General features: G+C 63.1%; 18 protein-coding genes. 10 read left to right on the forward strand and 8 right to left on the reverse strand.

The features are described 5' to 3' along the window. Positions 1-29: 29 nt before the first annotated feature. From infB to ACQZAB_RS11415, 5 genes are all read right to left on the reverse strand, one after another. Positions 30-2777 carry a translation initiation factor IF-2 gene (infB, locus tag ACQZAB_RS11395; RefSeq protein ID WP_428389641.1) on the reverse strand — a complete coding sequence of 916 codons (2748 nt, stop codon included), beginning with the start codon at positions 2775-2777 and terminating at the stop codon, positions 30-32. 205 nt (positions 2778-2982) lie between these two features. Beyond that, entirely contained in the window at positions 2983-4449 is a 1467-nt protein-coding gene (gene nusA, locus ACQZAB_RS11400) for a transcription termination factor NusA (protein ID WP_428389642.1), read from the reverse strand. Between the two features lie 390 nt (positions 4450-4839). Continuing rightward, positions 4840-5655, reverse strand: a complete 816-nt coding sequence (locus ACQZAB_RS11405; protein ID WP_428389643.1) for a hypothetical protein — start codon at positions 5653-5655, stop codon at positions 4840-4842. A 20-nt stretch (positions 5656-5675) separates the two neighbouring features. Next, positions 5676-6551, reverse strand: coding sequence for an FkbM family methyltransferase (locus tag ACQZAB_RS11410; protein WP_428389644.1), 876 nt, complete (start codon positions 6549-6551; stop codon positions 5676-5678). Between the two features lie 64 nt (positions 6552-6615). Continuing rightward, the gene (locus ACQZAB_RS11415) at positions 6616-7824 is read right to left on the reverse strand and encodes a glycosyltransferase (RefSeq protein WP_428389645.1); all 1209 of its coding nucleotides are present in this window, start codon (positions 7822-7824) and stop codon (positions 6616-6618) included. A 103-nt stretch (positions 7825-7927) separates the two neighbouring features. Between ACQZAB_RS11415 and ACQZAB_RS11420 the strand changes: the two genes are divergently transcribed. Together ACQZAB_RS11420 and ACQZAB_RS11425 are read left to right on the forward strand one after the other, a co-directional pair. After that, a complete protein-coding gene (locus ACQZAB_RS11420; protein ID WP_428389646.1) occupies positions 7928-9193 on the forward strand; it encodes a TIGR03087 family PEP-CTERM/XrtA system glycosyltransferase in 1266 nt (421 codons plus the stop codon). Between the two features lie 48 nt (positions 9194-9241). Then, entirely contained in the window at positions 9242-10597 is a 1356-nt protein-coding gene (locus tag ACQZAB_RS11425; protein ID WP_428389647.1) for a UvrB/UvrC motif-containing protein, read from the forward strand. A gap of 76 nt (positions 10598-10673) precedes the next feature. On the opposite strand, the gene ACQZAB_RS11430 is transcribed toward ACQZAB_RS11425, so the two are convergent. Next, on the reverse strand, positions 10674-11765 hold the full coding sequence (locus ACQZAB_RS11430; protein ID WP_428389648.1) for a VanZ family protein: 1092 nt from the start codon (positions 11763-11765) through the stop codon (positions 10674-10676). A gap of 169 nt (positions 11766-11934) precedes the next feature. Between ACQZAB_RS11430 and ACQZAB_RS11435 the strand changes: the two genes are divergently transcribed. Genes ACQZAB_RS11435 through ACQZAB_RS11445 form a run of 3 tightly spaced genes read left to right on the forward strand, consistent with a single transcriptional unit; the run spans position 11935 to position 13908 of the window. After that, positions 11935-12921 carry a histone deacetylase family protein gene (locus ACQZAB_RS11435; RefSeq protein ID WP_428389649.1) on the forward strand — a complete coding sequence of 329 codons (987 nt, stop codon included), beginning with the start codon at positions 11935-11937 and terminating at the stop codon, positions 12919-12921. A gap of 2 nt (positions 12922-12923) precedes the next feature. Then, the gene (locus tag ACQZAB_RS11440) at positions 12924-13394 is read left to right on the forward strand and encodes a YkgJ family cysteine cluster protein (protein WP_428389650.1); all 471 of its coding nucleotides are present in this window, start codon (positions 12924-12926) and stop codon (positions 13392-13394) included. Between the two features lie 13 nt (positions 13395-13407). Further along, complete coding sequence (locus ACQZAB_RS11445) at positions 13408-13908, forward strand: YkgJ family cysteine cluster protein (protein ID WP_428389651.1); 501 nt, start codon at positions 13408-13410, stop codon at positions 13906-13908. A gap of 68 nt (positions 13909-13976) precedes the next feature. Here ACQZAB_RS11445 and ACQZAB_RS11450 read toward each other — a convergent pair whose 3' ends face one another. Continuing rightward, positions 13977-14636, reverse strand: coding sequence for an HAD family hydrolase (locus ACQZAB_RS11450; protein ID WP_428389652.1), 660 nt, complete (start codon positions 14634-14636; stop codon positions 13977-13979). Positions 14637-14723: 87 nt separating this feature from the next. On the opposite strand from ACQZAB_RS11450, the gene ACQZAB_RS11455 reads away from it, so the two are divergent. Genes ACQZAB_RS11455 through ACQZAB_RS11475 form a run of 5 tightly spaced genes read left to right on the forward strand, consistent with a single transcriptional unit; the run spans position 14724 to position 19154 of the window. After that, positions 14724-15212, forward strand: a complete 489-nt coding sequence (locus ACQZAB_RS11455) for a flavin reductase family protein (RefSeq protein ID WP_428389653.1) — start codon at positions 14724-14726, stop codon at positions 15210-15212. A 31-nt stretch (positions 15213-15243) separates the two neighbouring features. Continuing rightward, positions 15244-16374 (forward strand): Lrp/AsnC family transcriptional regulator, encoded by a 1131-nt coding sequence (locus ACQZAB_RS11460; RefSeq protein ID WP_428389654.1) that lies wholly within the window; start codon positions 15244-15246, stop codon positions 16372-16374. A gap of 3 nt (positions 16375-16377) precedes the next feature. Beyond that, on the forward strand, positions 16378-17253 hold the full coding sequence (gene truA / locus ACQZAB_RS11465) for a tRNA pseudouridine(38-40) synthase TruA (protein WP_428389655.1): 876 nt from the start codon (positions 16378-16380) through the stop codon (positions 17251-17253). Positions 17254-17259: 6 nt separating this feature from the next. Beyond that, positions 17260-18450, forward strand: a complete 1191-nt coding sequence (locus ACQZAB_RS11470; protein WP_428389656.1) for a glycosyltransferase family 4 protein — start codon at positions 17260-17262, stop codon at positions 18448-18450. 2 nt (positions 18451-18452) lie between these two features. Next, positions 18453-19154: a PIG-L family deacetylase gene (locus ACQZAB_RS11475; RefSeq protein ID WP_428389657.1), complete on the forward strand. Its 702-nt coding sequence runs from the start codon at positions 18453-18455 to the stop codon at positions 19152-19154. A 9-nt stretch (positions 19155-19163) separates the two neighbouring features. Here ACQZAB_RS11475 and ACQZAB_RS11480 read toward each other — a convergent pair whose 3' ends face one another. Then, on the reverse strand, positions 19164-19460 hold the full coding sequence (locus tag ACQZAB_RS11480; protein ID WP_428389658.1) for a hypothetical protein: 297 nt from the start codon (positions 19458-19460) through the stop codon (positions 19164-19166). Between the last annotated feature and the right edge of the window lie 9 nt (positions 19461-19469).

A 19469-nucleotide genomic window follows, 5' to 3' on the forward strand; every position in this document is an offset into this window, starting at 1 on the left:
AGATCGATGGCGAAGCCTCAAACAGAGACTCACGCCAGCTTCCTGGCAACCTCCGAAACCTTGTAGCAGATGATCCGGTCGCCAGCCTTCACGTCGTCGTATCCCTCGATCCGGATACCGCACTCCGTGCCGGCATGCACTTCCTTCACATCATCCTTCACACGACGAAGGCTGTTGAGCGTCCTCTCGTCGGTGACCACCACCCCATCACGCACCACACGCACCTTGCTCGAACGCTCGATCGAGCCCTCGGTCACGATGCTGCCGGCGACCAGGCCCAGCTTGGAGATCTTGAAGACCTCACGCACCTCAGCCTCACCAGTCTGCTCCTCCGTGCGCTCAGGAGCCAGCATGCCTTCCAGAGCAGCCTTCACATCGTCAATCAGGTCGTAGATCACGCGATACGTCCGCATGTCCACGTTACGAGACTCAGCGATCTCGCGAACCACCGCCGTCGGAGCCACCTGAAAGCCCACAACAACGGCCTCCGATGCATCGGCCAGCAGCACATCGCTCTCGGTGATCCCGCCCACCGCAGAGTGGATCACGCGAACCGCCACCTCGTCATTGCCCAGCTTCTCAAGACTGCCGCGTAGCACGTCCAGCGAACCATGCACGTCCGCCTTCAGCACCACACGCAGCAGATTGACCTTGCCCGCCTTCAGCGTGTCGGCAAAGTTGTCCAGTGTCACCTTCGTCTTGGAAGCCAGCTGCGTCTCACGCTCACGGTCACGGTACTGCTGGGCCACATCCTCGGCCTGCTTCAGAGTGTCCGTGACGTAGAACCGATCACCAGCGTCCGGAATCTCATCCAGACCCGAAAGCTCCAGCGGCGTCGCGGGACCAGCCTCCTGAACCGCCTGATTCCGGTCGTTGGTCATATCCCGAACACGGCCAAACGCACGGCCAGCAACCACAAAGCTGCCAACCTTGATCTGGCCATCCTGCACCAGAATCCGCGCCACCGAACCCCGGCCAGGCTGCATCTCAGCTTCGACCACAGTGCCCGTCGCGTTGCCGTCATAGCCGGCCTTGAGCTCAAGAAGCTCCGCCTGATAATCAAGCATCTCAAGCAGCTCGGTCACCCCCTGACCGGTGACCGCCGAAGTCGGCAGCACCTCGGTGTCACCCCCCCAGGCGGTCGGGTTCAGACCCTGAGCAGCCAACTGACCGTAGATCTCCTGTAGACGATCGTCGGTCGCTTCCGGCCGATCGATCTTGTTCAACGCCACGATGATCGGCACACCCGCCGCCTTCGCATGGTTGATCGACTCGATCGTCTGCGGCATCACACCGTCATCCACCGCACAAACCAGAACAATCAGGTCTGTCATCTGCGCACCGCGGGCACGCATCGCCGTGAAGGCCTCGTGGCCCGGCGTATCCAGGAAGACCACCGTCTTCTTCCCACCATCCGTGCCATCCACCGTGACGCGATACGCACCAATGTGCTGGGTAATACCACCCGCTTCGTGCGCCGCCACGTCCTCCTGCCGGATCCGGTCCAGCAGCGACGTCTTCCCGTGGTCAACGTGACCAAGCACCGTCACAATCGGCGGACGCGAGCGAATGTCACTCCGTTCACGATCGTCAAAGAGACCCTGCAGTTGCTGCTCGGCACTCTTCTTCTCCTTAACCTCCAACTCGATGTCGTACTCGAGCGCGATCTCCATCGCCATCTCCGAGTCGATTGGCGAGTTGATCGTCGCCATCACGCCCTTCTTGAAAAGGTACTTGATCGCGTGGTTGCTCTTGATACCCGTCGCCGCCGAAAGGCTCTTGATCGTGATCGGCTCTTCGATCTCAACCTTCCCGCCGGCCACCGCAGGCGTCACGGCCTGATGTCCGCCACCCTTGCGCTTACCCATGTCACGCCGACGCTGTTTCAGGTAACCGCTCGCACCACGAAGGCGCGCATCCAGTTCCTGAATGTCCGCGGCACTCAGCTTGCTCGGGCCGCTGATCAGGCTGTCATTCGACCGGGATCGCCGCGTGTTACTCGAACGACGGCCACCCTGGCCGCCACGACCGCCGCCGCCACCAGGCCCGTCGCCCATCCCGCCACCACCGCCCGCACCCCGGCCGCGAGCCGGCCCGCGAGACCGGGTGAACCCGGGATCGTTTGGCATCGACAGATCCGGCTCCATACCCCCGCCCCCACCACGAGGCCCGCCACCACCACCACCAGGAGACGGCCGCCTCGGAGCACGCGTCGGAAGCGGATCAGGCCGCTCCACACGAACCACCTTCGGCCCCTTGAGCGATGCCTGCTTCGGCTTCTCTAACTGCTGCCCCACAGGGCCGACAGCCTTGGGCCGTGTCGGCACGTTCTGGACGCCCACCGGCTTCACCGGCTGCGGCTCAGGCTGCTTGCTTGGCTCGACCTGCTCGGCCGACTCGGTCTTCTCTTGTGGCGCTTCAGCCGTAGCCTCCTCAGCCACAACCTCAGCGGGAACTTCCGCAGCCGTAACTGGCTCGGCCTCAGGCTGCACCTGTTTCTCTTCCACCGCAGGAGCCTCGGGCTCTGCCTTCACAGAAATCGGCTTCTGGGGCACTTCCTCGGATAGCTCATCAGAGGGTGCCGCCTTCTTCTTCGGAGCAGCCTTACGCTTCACCGCCTTGGCGCGCGCCGGTTTCACCTCAGTCTGTGTCGCCGTCGCCACAACCGTGTCACCGCTGGACTCAGAGGACGACTTCGCCCCATCATCCGAATCGCCGCCAGCATCAGCAAACCACTCGCGGATCGTCACCGCCAGCCCAACCTTCACGGTCGACATGTGGTTCGTGATACCAGGGACACCCTCGTCGGTGCACCGTTCCACGATCTCTTTACTCTTCACTCCAAGCTCTTTCGCAAGCTCAAAGATCCGTAGTGCTTTAGCCAAGGAACACTCCTAAACGTCCGTCGCCATTCAAACCGTCACAAGTCGAAAACGCCTGCACGCCAGGCCATTTATTCAACGCAGCCATCGCTCAAAGCAATCAGCCGTCCTTCTTCTCCGCATCGTCTTGAGCAGCCTCGGCCGCCACATCCGCCAGAGCCTGCGAGATCACATCATCCCCCGCATCACCGCCACCTCCAGCAGGAGAACTCGCCTCACCACCACCGGCTTGCTGCTGCTCGAGCAGTTCGACAATGTCTGTACCGATGTCCTCAGGCTGAGCATTCGCCGCCTGTTCGATCGCGCCCCCGCCGAGCAGATCGTCAATTCCAGCAGCACCAGCAGCTGAAGATGCCGCAAACTCCGCAGCCTTCTTCCGATCCGCCTCTTCCTTCTCCTTGGCCTGCTCTTCCGCCACTTCCTTGGCTCGCTCGGCCACGATCGCGACAACCTTCTCGGCCATCTCCTCGTCCACGCCAAGCGTTTCCGCCATGTACGGAGCCCCCACTTCTTCAATATCAAACACGCTGATCACACCCAACGCAGCCAGCCTGTCAATCTGCTCCTCAGAGATACCCTCAATGCCCTTGAGTGTCGTCTCCATGATGTCCAGGCTCTTGGAGAACTCAGGCGGGGTCAGAATATCGATGTCCCAGTTCGTCAGACGAGCAGCCAGACGCACGTTCTGACCACGCTTGCCGATCGCCAGCGACAGCTGGTCGTCATTCACGATCACCGTCGCCCGACCCAGCTCAAAGCAAAGCGAGATCTCCACCACCTCCGCCGGCTTCAGCGCGTTCTGAATCAGAATCTGACTCGAATCATTCCACCGCACGATGTCGATCTTTTCACCACCAAGCTCATCCACGATGTTCTTGATCCGGCTGCCCCGAACACCCACACAAGCACCCACCGCATCGACCTTCGAGTCGATCGAAGCCACCGCGATCTTGGTCCGATGTCCAGGCTCACGCGCCATCGCTTTCACCTCGATGATCCGCTCGGCCACCTCGGGAACCTCCACCTCAAACAGCCGCCGGATGAAATCCTGGCTCGCCCGGCTCAGCACGATCTTCACCTGATGGCCAGCGTCACGGACATCCAGGATCAGACACCTCACCCGCTCGCCCGGCTGATGCTGCTCACCCGGGATCTGCTCCGACCGAGGCATGAAGCCCTCCGCCCGCGTCCCCACCGAGACCACCAGCGCCCCACCCTCGTAACGCTGCGCCGTCCCGGTCGTCAGCTCACCCACCCGGTCCACAAACTCGTTGTAAATGCTGTCCCGCTCGTCCTCCCGGAATCGCTGAATCATCACCTGCTTCGCCGTCTGAGCCGGGATACGCCCGAGGTCATCCAGATCAATCGCGTCCTGGCCCCGGAAAAGCCGCAACTGACCATTCAGCCGATCGAGCTCGCACGTGAAATCTTCAGTATCCACCGCGTTGTAATGCTTGCGCGCCGCGGAAACCATGGCCTGCTCGATATCCTGAAAGAGCAGTTCCTTATCCACATTCCGGTCCCGCGAGATCGAGTCGATCAGGCGAAGCATCTCGGTTCCGTTCATAGCGTCCTCATTCGCCGGCTGATCCGGCAGGTTCAGGTTGTCGGGGCCGAAACCATCGCAACGGCGCACCAGATCAATAAAAAACCACGAAGGAAATCCTTCGTGGCCGCGGTCTGCTGCGTCCCGGGTCACACCCGGGCTGGGGGCTCTTAGAGCATCAGCCGACTCCTGGAAACAAACCGAACTCCTTCGAGCCCGATCGATCCGGCGTCAGCCGGGAAGATGGAGGACACACCCGCGATCACGGGTGAACGACCTCAAAATCCATGCTCATGACGATCCCAAGTCGCATAACAGCACCTCGGCCGCTTCGGCGACATGCCAAAGCTGACCCAACAATCTAGCCAACCCACACCGTATGTCAAGACAGGAAAGTCACTTCAAGCCCCCTCAGAACCCCAGCAAAGCCCAAAGAACCTCGCCGCCAGCCAGCACCCAAAGCGTCCCATCCAACCCCAGGTCGTACAGCCACCGACGCCTCGTATGCGCCCGCCAGACCAGCCATCCCGCCAAACCATGCGCACCAAGCAGCCCCACCCAGCCCAGCAGATCCCTATGAACCGGACTCACCAAACCCACCACCAGGCTGATAACCAGCACACCCCACGAAGCCCACCGAATCCGACGCGTCCCAAGCACATGCGCCCACGTCACCAAACCCGCCCGCCGATCCACCAAACGATCCCGCAACTCAAACGGCAGCGTGATCCCCGCCACAAACAAAAACCGCTCCATCACCAGCCAGACCACCTGCCCGATCTCAGCGTGCATCCGCAGCCCCGGCCACCCCGCCGACACCAGCGCCCACACACCCGCTACCACACCCACCTTCAGCAGACCAACCCGCCGCAACCCACCAGGCCGCACACGCACGCCCGCATCACCCACAGGCCACTGGTAAGGCAGCACATACAAAAGCGCCAATCCCGCCCCAACCCCAAGCAGCCCCAATTCCGCCACATCAAACCCCACAGCCAGCCCTATCGTCGCCAGACTTGGCAAGCCCACCCACAGCCATACCGACCAGCCAGACCGCCACGCAGCACCGTCCGTCCGCGCTAAGTGATAAAAACCAAGTGTCGCCAGCCCCACCCACACCACCGACACATCCCACCCGCTGCCACCCAAACGAAGGAGTGAGCCCGCCGTCAGAAGCGCCGCACCACCCGCCAGAAACAACTGTCGTTCAATCAGCCATCGCCACACACACGCAGTCTAAAGCCTCATCAGGCCGCCAACCGCATGCTCGCCTCATCCTCACCCGGTTCCCGCTGTCCAAGAAGACGTGCAAACCGACGCTGACTGATGTAGATCGCATCCGCCGACCCCAGATGATTCACCGGCTTATGCGTGCACAGGTTGTAAAGATTGAAGAGCTGATACCCCTCCGACCGCATCACCTCATCCACCTCCCCAAACAGCGAACAGCCCTCATAGAACGGCGCGAAGTTCACCTCGATCACCACACACCCCACACCCTGGCGAAGCACACGCCTCGCACCGTCCAGAGCCTGCCGCTCATACCCCTGCAGATCCAGCTTCAGCACGTCCACATGACTCACTCCCGACTGCTCAAACCAGTCGTCCAGCCGCGTGATTGGAATCGTCCGCTGACTCCCAGGCTCCGTCGCATCCGGAAAATACTTCCGGCTCAGCCCATTCACCGGCAGCACCGAACTCGTCATGGGCGAACTGTTGATCTCAATCGTCGTATTCCCCGTCCGGTCCCCCAGGGCCACCGCCTGAATCGTCCCCGCCACACCACTGAGATTCACCTCAAGCTGCCCGTGCAGATCCGTGTTCGGCTCGAACGCATGCACCTCCAGATTCGGCAGATGCCTCAGAAACTGACGAGCCATATCACCCGTATGTGCCCCGCCATCCACCAGCACCATCCGACGATCAAGCGATCCCTCCATCGCCGCCAACCGAACCACGTCATCCATCCAACGCCCAGGCGACAAAGTGATGCTCGGCGGGTTGATCCACTTCCGCACACGCCCCAGAACATGCCAGTAGCAACGCTTGAGACCGTCAATCACACCAGATTCCTTCAGCGGAATGAACAACCGACCGCCAGCAGGCAGCCACCCCTTCATCATCGGATGTCACCACGCCAACCCAGCCCCATCCGTCTCGCCCGCCCATTATCGGCTTCGGTGTCAGCTACGCAGCTCGACTCAACACACCCTCATCGTCGCTGCGCTGACCGATAACCCCCCGAATCACCACGTCCAGCCAGGCCGCCTTCGTGTCCCAGCCCTCACCCGACAAACGCTCCCTCGCCGCCACCTGCGACGCCGGAATCCCTGCCGTCAACCCCTGCAGCACCGCCGCCTCCATCGATGCCTCATCCCCCACCAGCCACGCAGCATCCGACCACCCAGCAATCCCAGGCAGCGCCCGCGCCACCACCGGTTGGCCCGTCGCCAGATACTCCTTGAACTTCAGCGGCTGCATCGCCCGCGTCACCGGCAGATCCGCATACGGCATCACCAGCACATCAGCCTGCTTCGCTAGCGAGGGCAGATCCTCGTAAGCCACCTTCCCAAGACGGACAACACCATCGATCGCAGCCAACGCAGCAGGGGGGTCCTGCTCCGGACCCGCCAGAACCAGCCGACCCATCGAAGCCAGCCGCCGGCACCACCCCACATCCAGCCGCCGATCAATCACCCCCCAGAAAAGCAGCACCGATTCATCCGTCTCCAGCTCCGGCCACCGCGCCCGCTGACGAGGCCGCCGCCAGGGCTCCAGCTCAATCCCATGCGTCAGCAGATCGGCCTCCGCCCCCGCACCACCAAACGTGCGCATCCGATCGCGAAGCGTCTCCGAAACCGCCACCACCCGATCGACCTTCCCCACAAGCTCCCGCTCCATCGACGCCATCACCTCATGATCCAGCCCCGGCCAGACCGAGAAATCGTCCACCGCGTAATAAATCCAGCGATCAACCCCAGTCATCCCCACCAAATCCGCCGTGATCGGAAGCGTTGTCAGCCCCACCGTCTGCCTGCATCGACCCGCAGCACTCCGACGAATCGCCCGAGCCATCGCCCGACGATTCAAAGCCCGCTGCCACCCACTCCGAAACCCGGGCAGCATCACCGGGCTCACCACCTCAGGACCATCGGTGGCCGCACCTGCTTCCACCTTCGATCCAAAGAACGATTCCTTCAAATACCCGAGCACCCGACCGGCATCCGCGACCGTCAGCTGCGGCCGACGCGTCCCCACCGTGTTGATCCAGCTCACCCGGTAACGATCAAGCAGCCGCCGCACCAGATGCTGCGCCGACGACGGATGCCGCCCCCAGTGATCCGCAAGTACCACCAACCCCACATCACCACCAGCCGTCGCACCTGCTCTGCTCATGCCTCCCTTATCGGCGTCTGCACAGACACCCCGCCATCCTGCGGTCACAGCCACCGTCACGCCGATCTATCGGGAGTCACCCAAGCCAGGAGAGGCCACGCCGATGAATCCGCCCGAGCCGTCAGCCCGACGCGATGCTAGCCCCAACAACCGTCCTCGCGTCCTGTTGCTCACCCATCGCGTGCCCTACCCACCCGACCGTGGCGACCGCATCCGCTCATGGCACGTCCTCAGCGCCCTCGCCCAGCACGCCGACATCTCCCTCGCCTGCCTATCGGACGCGCCGCTCCACCGCGAAGCCGCCGAACGCATCAGGAAGCTCACCACCCAATCAGCCATCCAGCCCATCACACGGTTCGCCAGCGCTGTTCGAGGCGGGCTCGCCTTTGCTCACGGTCAAGCCATCACCCCCGCATGGTTCTCCCGCGATGCACTCCGCCAGAAGATCCTCGCCTGGCACGCCGAACAACCTTTCGATGCCATCTACGTCTTCTGCTCCGGCATGATCAGCTACCTCGACGGCCTTCTCGAAGGGCCCAAACGCCCCCGCGTCATCCTCGACCTCGTCGATGTCGATTCCGCCAAGTGGGCCGACCTCGCCGAACGCGCCCCCTGGCCCCTCCGAACCATCCTCCGCACCGAAGCCCAACGCCTCCGCGGCATCGAGCACGATCAAGGCTCCCGCGCCGACGCCCTCCTACTCGTCACCGAAGCCGAACGCAGGCTCTACCTCGAACGTGTCGGCGGCGGCCAGCCCAAAGTCTCTCCCAACGGCGTCGACCTCCAACGCTTCGCTCCCCTCCCCGACTGCCCCGGCAAAACCCTCGCCTTCGTCGGCGTCATGAATTACTGGCCCAACGTCGAAGCCGCCGACTGGTTCGCACGCAAAGTCCTCCCCCGCATCCGCTCCAGGGTCCCCGGAGCCAACCTCAAGATCATCGGCCGCTCCCCCTCCAGAGCCGTCCGCAACCTCCGACACCTCGATGGCGTCACCGTCACCGGGCCCGTCGAAGACGTCCGCGAACACCTCCGAACCGCCACCGCCGTCGTCGCCCCACTCCTCACCGCTCGAGGCGTCCAGAACAAAGTCCTCGAAGCCATGGCCTGCCAGCGCGCCGTCGTCTGCACCCCACAGGCCGCTCAGGGAATCGACGCCATCGAAGGACAGGAAATCCTTATCGCTCGTCACGCCGACGCCTGGGCCGAGCAGATCGACCTCCTCCTCAACGACAGCCCCCGACGACGAACCATCGCCGCCGCCGCCTACGCCCGCGTCCAGGCCCTCGGCAGCTGGAACAAAGCACTCGCCAGCCTCCCCAACATCGTCCTCGGCAACGAGCAACACCGACCCACCCGCAAAGCCGCCTAACCCGCCACACTTGGCCCAAAACGGCACACGGCAACCTACCATCACGCCGTGACAGCCAGACGACCCCGACTCGACGAACTTCAGGCCAAGGCCCGTGCCCTCCCCCGAGTGCCCGGCGTCTACCTCATGAAAGACGCCAAAGGCATCGTCATCTACGTCGGCAAAGCCTCCTGCCTCCCCGATCGCGTCTCCAGCTACTTCGTCCCCTCCGCCGTCCGCTCCGGCAACCTCGGCCCCAAGAAAACCCCCATGCTCGATATCGTCGAGGACTTCGAAACCCTCGAATGCGAATCCGAATGGGAAGCCCTCCTCACCGAAAACCGCCTGATTAAGGACATCCACCCGCGCTTCAACGCCCGCCTCACCGACGACAAAACTTTCCCCTACCTCGCCATCACCATCCGCGATGAATACCCAGGCGTCTTCATCACCCGACAACCCACCGACCCCGAATTCAAAGGCGCACGCATCTACGGACCCTTCACCAGCGTCTACGCCCTCCGCGAAGCCGTTCAGATCCTCCAGCGCATCTTCAAGTTCCGCACCTGCACCCTAGACATCCGCGAAGACGACGACAAACGACCCTACTTCCGACCCTGCCTGCTCTATCCCATTAAACAGTGTACCGCCCCCTGCGGGGCCAAAATCTCCAAACAGGCCTACCGCGACGACATCAATCGACTCCTCCGCTTCCTCGACTCCAAACGCTCCGTCGTTCTCCGCGAACTCCGCGACGAAATGAAACAGGCCGCCACCGAACTCCAGTACGAACGCGCCGCCATCGTCCGCGACCAGATCAAAGCCATCGAAAAACTCGACGACCGTGGCGACCGCAAAGACGGCTGGCAGCCCGAAACCGAATCCTTCTACGCCGACCCCGCCAAAGGACTCGAATCCCTCCGCAAAACCCTCGAGATCGAAGAACCCATCCGCTGCCTCGAATGCACCGACATCGCCCACCTCCAGGGCGGCGAAACCGTCGGCTCCAAAGTCTGCTTCGTCGACGGCCGACCCCTCAAAAACGAATACCGCCGCTATAAAATCAAGTCCGTCGAAGGCGGCAACGACGACTACGCCTCCATCCGCGAAGTCGTCTCCCGATGCTACCGCGACGCCGGCGTTGGCAACGAACTCTACCCCGACGTCATCATCATCGATGGCGGACTCGGCCAACTCCACGCCGCCCTCGAAGTCTTCGACACCCTCGATGTCCGACCGCCCATGGTCATCTCGCTTGCCAAAAAAGAAGAACTCATCTACACCCAGGCCAGACGGGAACCCATCCGACTCGGCCGCGAAAACCACGGCCTCAAACTGTGCCAGGCCATCCGCGACGAAGCCCACCGCTTCGCCCAGCACTACCACCACATCCTCCGCCGCAAGAAAACCCTCGGCGAAAAGTAACCGCTCATCTCAAAGCAAAGCACCATGGGTCATCACAACCCATGGCACTCCGCGTGAGGAGGGAGAAGAGCAGGGGTTACTCCCCGATCCCAAACCCATAATCATGCTCCCGCCGCCGCCGATCATTCGGAACCGACACCACCTCCCGCCGTCGACAAGCCAGCCGGACCCCGTGAACCACCGCCAACCCCAACGCCATGACCGCCAGCACCGACCCCACCGCCATCAAAGGCAGCGTGAAATCCAACCGATCCCCAGCCGTCTGAGCCCGCACCAACTCATAACCAAACGCGATCAGCCCCACCACCATCAAGGCTCGCGACCAACCAGACTCAGCCCTTGGCCGCACAATAATCCCAACCGTAAGCAAACCCACCAGCCCGTACCCCATGCCCGCCAGCAGCATCTGCGTCGCCGCCAGGTCATATGACCGTGCCCACGTACCCGCAAAAGGCACCACGCCACCCCGCGCATCGATCACCGTCGCCAGCACAGCACACATCAGGAGCCCCAGCAAAACCACCCCACCAATCAAACATCGCCGCAACGCCGCATCACCACGCACCCGCCTCAGCAGACCCAGGCCCTGATCTATCACCGGCGACCACAACCGGTAAGAACCAAACACAACCCACAAGAACCCCCGCCGCGCCGGCAAGGCCAGCAGCGCACCCAGCGTCGCCGCCCCGATGTTCACCACCGCATCATTCAACGCCGAAACTCGCACCACCGAAAACATCTGCCCGCTCTCAATCCCCCAACTCACCAACCCCGCCAGCAACACACTCAAACCCAGACCCGCATTGAAGCCCACCCTCGGCCGCCAGAACAACATCCACAACACGCCTAAAGGGAAAAACAACATCCCATTGATCGTCGCATCCGCCACCCACTCAGGCAGCCCAAACGTCGTCTTCTCCCAAGCCGGATACTGATACCACCGAAGCGGCGCCGTCACCGCCACACCCAACACCTCCGCCGATGACATCTCCGGCTCCGCGATCCGATCCCAACTCAGATCAAACGGCACCAGTCCCCCATAAACCAGCAGAACCGACCACAGCACCGCCAGCGTGACCGACTTACGCCACCAGGGCGACGACCACGATGCCCGCACCGCAGGCTCGTCCCGCCGTACATCCGAGATGTGACCAGCTTCCAACGACATCATGTACATCCATCAGAGGGTCAGACCGCTACTCGTAGGTAATCCGCAACCCCTCACAATCTACGATTCAGCCACCCACAAGCCACCAAATTCTCACCACCACCCCGCAAACACACCCCACACAACCCCTCCAAACCCACCTTCACGAACGATCCGCCATAATAAGCCCATGGCGACCGGCCTCATCTACTCCGACCGATTCCTCGACCACAAGACTGCGCCTGGCCATCCCGAGCGAGTCGACCGCCTCATCGCCATCGTCGACAAGCTCAAAGCCACCCACCAGTGGGACGAGGTCACCCACCTCCCCTTCAAAACCGCCGACCTCCGCTGGATCGAAGCCCTCCATCATCCCCGCTACATCAAACAACTCTTCGAGGCCTGCCGCTCAGGCAAAACCACCCTCGACGAGCACGAAGGCGGGCTCTGCCCCGATTCCGCCGACATCGCCCAACTCGCCGTAGGCGGGGCCCTCGCCGCCGTCGATGCCGTCCTGGACGCCACCGTCCACAACGCCCTCTGCCTCCTCCGACCACCCGGACACCACGCCGAAGCCGACCGCTCCATGGGCTTCTGCTACTTCAACAACGCGGCCATCGCAGCCAACTATCTCATCGAGCACCACAAACTCGAACGCATCGTCGTCATCGACTGGGACGTCCACCACGGCAACGGTACCCAGCATCTCACCGAGCACCGCCGCGACATCTACTGCATCAACCTCCACCAGCACCCCATGACCCTCTATCCCGGCACCGGCTACGCCCACGAAAAAGGCACCGCCGACGCCGTCGGCTACACCCTCAACCTCCCCCTCGATCCCCATGCAGACGACGAGCGCTACCGCAAGGTCTGGCTCGAACACCTCGAGCCCGCCGTCCGGAACTACAACCCCGACTTCATCATCATCTCCGCAGGCTTCGACGCCGCCCAAGGCGACCCCCTCGCCCACATGAACGTCACCCCCGAGGGCTTCCGCTGGATGACACGACAAACCAAACAACTCGCCGAAGACCTCTGCGACGGTCGACTCGTCTCCATGCTCGAAGGCGGCTACGACCTACAGTCCCTCGCAGAAAATGTCGCCATCCACCTCCGCGCCCTGATGAGAGAAGAACAACAGGACGGCCTCATGGCCATGAAAGCAGGTTTCTAGCAGTGACCCAACCCGCCGATCCAAACACCCAACAACAAGACTGGTACGAGCCCGGCCTCGAATTCACCTGCACCCAGTGCGGTAACTGCTGCACCGGACCCACCGGCTTCGTCTGGCACACCCCCGAAGAAGCCCAAGCCATCGCCGACCACCTCGGCATCACTCTCGAACAGTTCAAAACCGACTACGCCGAAAAACGGCACGGCCGCTGGTCCCTCAAAGAAACCAAACGCGGCCACCTCCACGACTGCATCTTCCTCACCTGGAACGAAAACCACACGAAGGCTGGATGCTCCATCTACCAGGTCCGACCCACGCAATGCCGCACCTGGCCCTTCTGGCCCAGCAACCTCCGCTCACCCGAAGCCTGGGACAACTCCGCCGAACGATGCCCCGGCATGAAGCAGGGCGGCAAGTTCGTCCCCGCTGATCAGATCCGCATCCAACGCGACCGCAGCGACCCACGCCTCTAGCACCAGCTCAGCCATGACCGACAACCACTGGCCAACCTGGTTCGCCGCCGCCGCACAACCCGACATCGATCAGGCCATCGCCGCGCTCTACGCCAACCTCGACAAAGCCGTCGAAGACCGCTCACCCCGCTGCGATCAGTCCGGCCGCTGCTGCAGCTTCGAAGCCTACGGCCACCGCCTCTACGTCACCGCTCTCGAAACCGCTCGCTTCCTCCGCCACGCACCACCAGTCCCCCAATCCACCGAACCCACCAACTCCCTCCCGCTCCTCCACCAGCACCAGCCCGGCTGCCGCTACCAGGTCGACAAACTCTGCACCGTCCACACCATCCGACCCCTTGGCTGCCGTGTCTACTTCTGCGAGCCGGGCACCGAAGCCTGGCAGCAGGACACCTACGAACACTTCATGGCCCAACTCCGCCACCTCCACGAGGAACACCACATCCCCTACGCCTACCTCGAATGGCGCGCCGCCCTCGATCAGGCCACACAAGCTCTCTCATCGAGTAAGTAGCAACACCGGGTACCAAGGTTCCGGAGTCAATCCGCCGAAGAGGACTGCAAGCGGAAAAGTCGTGACCTTCAAGCCTGAAGCAGCCCCAGCAACTCCCCCGGCTCATCAATCACATAGTCCGCCCCAGCCGCTTCTAGCTCGCTTCGACCCTCCTCACCCGTCCCAAAACCCCACGTCACCCCCACGCTGACCATCCCAGCCCGTTTGGCCGTCTCCACATCCACCGTCATGTCCCCAACAAACCACCACCGCGTAGCCTCACCCCCCAGCCGCTCAACCACCTCAAACGCACCCGCCGGGTCAGGCTTCGGCGACACACCCTCCCGCTGACCAACCACCATCCCGAAAACGCCCTCTCCAAAACGCTGCGTCACCAAATGCTTCGCCGGCCCATCCGGTTTGTTGGTCACCACCGCCATCCGCACCGACCGCTCTCGCAAAGCCTCCAGCACCTCCAGCACCCCGTCATAGATCCGAACCCGCTCCCCCGCATGCGCCGCGTAAACCCGCCGAATCCCCGCCTCCACCCGCGCTACACGTTCATCCCCCGCGCCCAGCATCGCCTCAACCAGATGCCGCAAGCCCCGACCAATCAAGGGTCGATACACCGCCTCCGCCAGCTCAGGCAGCTCCTCATCCGCACGCGCCCGATTGCATGCCCAGGCGATCTCGCCCAGTGAGTCCACCAGCGTTCCGTCAAGATCGAAAATCACACCATCGACAGCCATCCCGCCACCCTAGCCGAAAACCTGACGCCAACATATTGCCCATCGGCACCAACCCGTTTAAGGTCAGGCACACAGAACGGGGTGCACATGACCTATGCCACGCAGGAAAGCATCGGAGCAGCTCTCGGAAGAATCCCCCAGGGACTCTTCCTCCTGACCGCAGCCCACGAAGACCGCCGGATGGGAATGCTCGCCAGCTGGGTTCAGCAGGTTTGCTTCCAGCCGCCCATGGTCTGCATCGCCGTCGCCAAGGGCAGATCCATCATGCCCCTGCTCTCCGAGTCCCGGCACTTCGCCCTCTGTCAGATCGCCGCCGAAGACCGCATTATCCAACGCAAGTTCTCCCAGGAATACGAGCCCACCGACGATCCCTTCCTCGGTTTCGAGATGATCCACGCCACCACCCCCGGCCTCCCCATCCTCAAAGCCTCCAGCGCCTTCCTCGAATGCGAACTCGCCTGCCACCTCGATGTCGAAGGCGATCACGACCTCTTTGTCGGTAAAGTCCTCGCCGGCCACGCCACCCAGATCACACCGCACGTCCACTTTCGCGAGAACGGCTTCGACTACGCCTGAGCCGCCTCGCAAGACCCTCTACAATCCGAGTATGAGTACCCAGACCCTGCCCATCCAGGTTGATGACCCCGTCAACGCCCGCATCCTCGCCGTCTCCGAAGACCAGATCCAGGGCTTCGTCAAAGACCCCTTCGCCGCCATCGCCCGGGCCACCGACCTCGATGAAGCCACCGTCTGCGAACGCATCCGCGCCATGCTCGAAGCTGGCGTCATCCGCCGCGTCCGCCAGACCGTCCTCGCCACCAGCCTCGCACCCGGAGCCCTCGTCGCCTGGCACGTCGACACCGACCAGCTCGACACCGCCTTCGACTGGATGTCCAAACAGGACCCCTTCTCCGGCCACGTCGTCATCCGCTCCACCGACGCCGACTCCCCCGGCTCCGCCTACCGGCTCTGGACCACCGTCAAAGTCCCGCAGGGCTACAGCCTCCAGGCCCACTGCGATTTCATCAAGGCCAAAGTCAACGCCCACGCCTACCGAGCCATGCCCGCCAACCGCCTCTTCACCCTGGGCGTCGGCCACGTCCGCCGCAAAGGCATGGAACCAGGCAGCCGATCCGACGCACCCGGAGCCGTTCAGGACACCAACATCGTCCACCTCACCGACCTCGAATGGCAGGTCCTCCCCGTCCTCAAAGACGAATTCAAGCCCGAAGAAATCCGCCCCCAACCCTGGGACGCCCGCGCCCAGGCCGCCGGCCTCACCCTCGACGACTTCTTCGCCGGCGCCGAATCCCTCCAGACCAAAGGCGTCATCGGCCGCTTCTCCACCTTCCTCGAACACCACAAACAGGTCGCCGGACAGAAACGCGTCGCCAGCTTTAACGCCCTCTTCCACTGGCGCGTCCCCGAAGGCAAAGAGATCGATGCCGGCAAAGAAGTCGGACGCCATCACATCATGACCCACGCCTATTGGCGTGAAGGCGGACCCGAATTCAACAACGTCAACATCATGGGCGTCGCCCACGGCCAGGAAAAAGCCCGCGTCCTCGAACACAAAGCCGCCATCGACAACCACCTCGCCGAAGCCGGCATCGACGTCTCCTACACCAACGTCTTCTGGGGCGGCCGCTCCGAAATCAAACCCTCCGAAATCCTCCCCCAACGCTACCGACGCTGGTGCGCCAACATGGGCATCGACCCCCAAACACACCGCGCCTGACAAGTGTTCGCCGCCGACCCCCGACATCCCGACGACACCGCACACGCCCAGCCACCTCCGCAGGAAGAACGCCCCAAGTTCCTCCGCGAAGTCCCCATCCAGCGCTACCGACTCACCGTCGCCTATGACGGCTCCGACTTCTTCGGCTGGCAGAAACAACACCCGCCCAACGCCGAACCCCTCCGCACCGGCCAAGGCGTCCTCGAAGCCACCCTCACCCGCGTCCTCCGCCAACCCATCAACCTCGTCGGCGCCTCCCGCACAGACTCAGGCGTCCACGCCCTCGGCCAAACCGCCCACTACGACGCTGCCTCACCCATCCCCCTCGAAAAACTCGCCCACGCCATCAACTCAAAACTACCCCCAGACATGGAAGTCCGAGACGCCCGCGTCGCCCCACCCGACTTCGACGCCATCTCCTCCGCCATCCGCAAACGCTATCGCTACCGACTCCACCGACTCCCCACCCGTCCCCTCGGCACCCGCAAACTCGTCTGGCACTACCACGAACCCCTCAACCCCGACCTCATGAACGCCGCCGCTGCCCGCCTCATCGGCACCCACGACATCGAAGGCCTCTCAGCCGCCGGCCACGGCCGCGACTCAACCGTCCGCACCATCTTCGACTGCCACGTCGAAAACCACCCCAACGAACTCCACGTCGTTATCGAAGGCGACGGCTTCCTCTACAACACCGTCCGCATCGTCGTCGGCACCCTCATCGAAGCCGGCCGCGCTCGCTTCGGCCCCGAACGCATCGACGAAATCCTCCAAACCGCCGACCGCCGACTCGCCGGACCCACCGCCCCAGCCTCCGGCCTATGGCTCGAAAAAATCTGGTACCCAGGCGACGAAGAACAACATCCGCAAGACCCCTGATCCGCCATGCGCATCCTCCACATCATCACCAGACTCATCCTTGGCGGGGCCCAGCAAAACACCATCCTCTCCTGCGCCGCCCAGCACGCAGCCGGCTACGACGTCCACCTCGCCTACGGACCCATCCACGGACCCGAAGGCTCCCTCCTCCCCGAAGCACTGGCCTCCGGCGCAACCCTCCACGAAATCCCTTCCATGGTCCGCGCCATCCACCCACTCAAAGACCTCCGCTGCCACCACCAACTCCGCCAACGCATCCACCAACTCAAACCCGACATCGTCCACACCCACTCCAGCAAAGCCGGCATCCTTGCACGCTCCGCCGCCTGGAAAGCCCTCCGCAGACACCGCTCTGGCACCACCGCTAGAACCAATGGCACAGTCATTCACACCGTCCACGGCCTCCCCTGGTACGACCAGCAAAACCCCCTCGTCCGCAACCTCTACATCAACCTCGAACGCACCGCCGCCACCCGCTGCGACCACCTCATCGCCATCACCCCCGCCATGGCCGACACCTTCGTCCAGGCCAACATCACCACCGCCAACCGCTTCACCATCATCCCGTCAGGCGTCGACCTCACCCCCTACAATCAACTCAACCACACCACCGCCCGCCAACAACTCCGCGACCAACTCGGCCTCCCGCACAACACCACCCTCGTCGCCCTCGTCGCCCGCCTCGACCCCCTCAAGGGCCATCGCGACCTCATCGCCGCCTTCACCCAGATCGCCGCCCAACACCCATCCACCCACCTCGTCTTCATAGGCGACGGCTTCGACCGATCCGCCATCGAACAAGCCGCTACTGCCAGCCCAGCTGCCCCTCGCATCCACTTCGCCGGCCTCATCCCCCTCACCGACATGCCCCAAGTCTACGCCGGCCTCGACATCGTCGCACTCCCCTCCTACCAGGAAGGCCAAAGCCGCGTCCTCGTCGAAGCCCTCGCCGCCGGATGCCTCACACTCGCCTACGACGCCGGCGGCATCCCCGACGTCCTCGCCCCCACCGGCACCACCGTCCCCGTCGCCGATACCAATGCCCTCGCGCACGAACTTTCCAATCTCATTCATCTCCTCAACACACCACAGGCCGAAGCCCGCCGCGCCGCCGGCCGCCAACACGCCCAAACCCACTACAGTGCCGAAACCATGAACCAACAACTCCTCGACCTCTACCACCAACTCCGGAGCTGACCATGGCCCGCATCATCGTCTTCGGCCCCCACCCCGACGATCAGGAACTCGGCATGGGCGGGACCATCGCCCGACTCGCTCTGCAGGGCCACGACATCCTCCTCGCCGATATGACCAACGGCGAGCCCACACCCCTCGGCTCCCCCGAACAACGCCAGAAGGAATGGACCGCCGCCACCGCCATCCTCGACCAAGGCACCGGCCGCGTCTCCCGCACCCTCATCGGCCTCACCAACCGCGAAGTCACCCACAACCTCGAAGCCCGTTACGCCGTCGCCGCCGTCATCCGACAGTTCCAGGCCGACATCCTCTTCGCCCCCCACGAAACCGACATCCATCCCGACCATCGCGCCGCCACCCGCATCATCGAAGACGCCCGCTTCGACGCCAAGCTCACCAAAACCAACATCCCAGGCGAACCCATCTACCCCCGCTGGCTCTTCTACTACGACTGCACCCACCTCCGACGTATCGCCAACCCCCACTTCTGCCTCGACATCTCCGACCAGATCGACACCAAGATCGCCGCCATCAACGCCTACGAAACCCAGTTCGTACTCCCCGAAAAAAACCGCCAGGTCGTCGAATGGGTCCGCCAACTCAACGGCTACCTCGGCTCCCGCATCACCACGAAGTACGCCGAAGGCTTCTACTCGAAAGAACCCCTCGGCCTAACCAGCCTGGATGCACTGCCACTCGACTAACAGCCCTCGCTACCCCTCAGCCTCCTCCGCCCGCTTCCGCGCCACCCGCGTCTCCAAATCCTCCTCCTCCCCCGACTCCACCACCTTGCTCACCACAAAACAAACCACAGCCCCGCCCGCCGACAGATAGAACCACCACTTCGTCAGCCACTGAATCCACGCCACCCCCGGCTCCCATTGCGGCTCCGCCCCCAGCACCGCATACCCCACAAATGTCGCAAAAAACCACGCCAGCAAACCCACACCCGCCACCATCGCCAGAAACATCGCCGTCTGCCCAAACGTCGCCCGAAAACCAACACTCATCGCGCAATC

The sequence above is a fragment of the Mucisphaera sp. genome (assembly GCF_965279675.1).
Taxonomy (GTDB): domain Bacteria; phylum Planctomycetota; class Phycisphaerae; order Phycisphaerales; family Phycisphaeraceae; genus Mucisphaera.

What these genes read in the sequence shown, in the direction of transcription:
- infB (WP_428389641.1), bottom strand. Translation starts at nt 2,777, where the DNA reads ATGTCGACCGTGAAGGTTGGGCTGGCGGTGACGATCCGCGAGTGGTTT.
- nusA (WP_428389642.1), bottom strand. Translation starts at nt 4,449, where the DNA reads ATGAACGGAACCGAGATGCTTCGCCTGATCGACTCGATCTCGCGGGAC.
- ACQZAB_RS11410 (WP_428389644.1), bottom strand. Translation starts at nt 6,551, where the DNA reads ATGATGAAGGGGTGGCTGCCTGCTGGCGGTCGGTTGTTCATTCCGCTG.
- ACQZAB_RS11415 (WP_428389645.1), bottom strand. Translation starts at nt 7,824, where the DNA reads ATGAGCAGAGCAGGTGCGACGGCTGGTGGTGATGTGGGGTTGGTGGTA.
- ACQZAB_RS11420 (WP_428389646.1), top strand. Translation starts at nt 7,928, where the DNA reads ATGAATCCGCCCGAGCCGTCAGCCCGACGCGATGCTAGCCCCAACAAC.
- ACQZAB_RS11430 (WP_428389648.1), bottom strand. Translation starts at nt 11,765, where the DNA reads ATGTCGTTGGAAGCTGGTCACATCTCGGATGTACGGCGGGACGAGCCT.
- ACQZAB_RS11435 (WP_428389649.1), top strand. Translation starts at nt 11,935, where the DNA reads ATGGCGACCGGCCTCATCTACTCCGACCGATTCCTCGACCACAAGACT.
- ACQZAB_RS11445 (WP_428389651.1), top strand. Translation starts at nt 13,408, where the DNA reads ATGACCGACAACCACTGGCCAACCTGGTTCGCCGCCGCCGCACAACCC.
- ACQZAB_RS11450 (WP_428389652.1), bottom strand. Translation starts at nt 14,636, where the DNA reads ATGGCTGTCGATGGTGTGATTTTCGATCTTGACGGAACGCTGGTGGAC.
- ACQZAB_RS11455 (WP_428389653.1), top strand. Translation starts at nt 14,724, where the DNA reads ATGACCTATGCCACGCAGGAAAGCATCGGAGCAGCTCTCGGAAGAATC.
- ACQZAB_RS11460 (WP_428389654.1), top strand. Translation starts at nt 15,244, where the DNA reads ATGAGTACCCAGACCCTGCCCATCCAGGTTGATGACCCCGTCAACGCC.
- ACQZAB_RS11470 (WP_428389656.1), top strand. Translation starts at nt 17,260, where the DNA reads ATGCGCATCCTCCACATCATCACCAGACTCATCCTTGGCGGGGCCCAG.
- ACQZAB_RS11475 (WP_428389657.1), top strand. Translation starts at nt 18,453, where the DNA reads ATGGCCCGCATCATCGTCTTCGGCCCCCACCCCGACGATCAGGAACTC.
- ACQZAB_RS11480 (WP_428389658.1), bottom strand. Translation starts at nt 19,460, where the DNA reads ATGAGTGTTGGTTTTCGGGCGACGTTTGGGCAGACGGCGATGTTTCTG.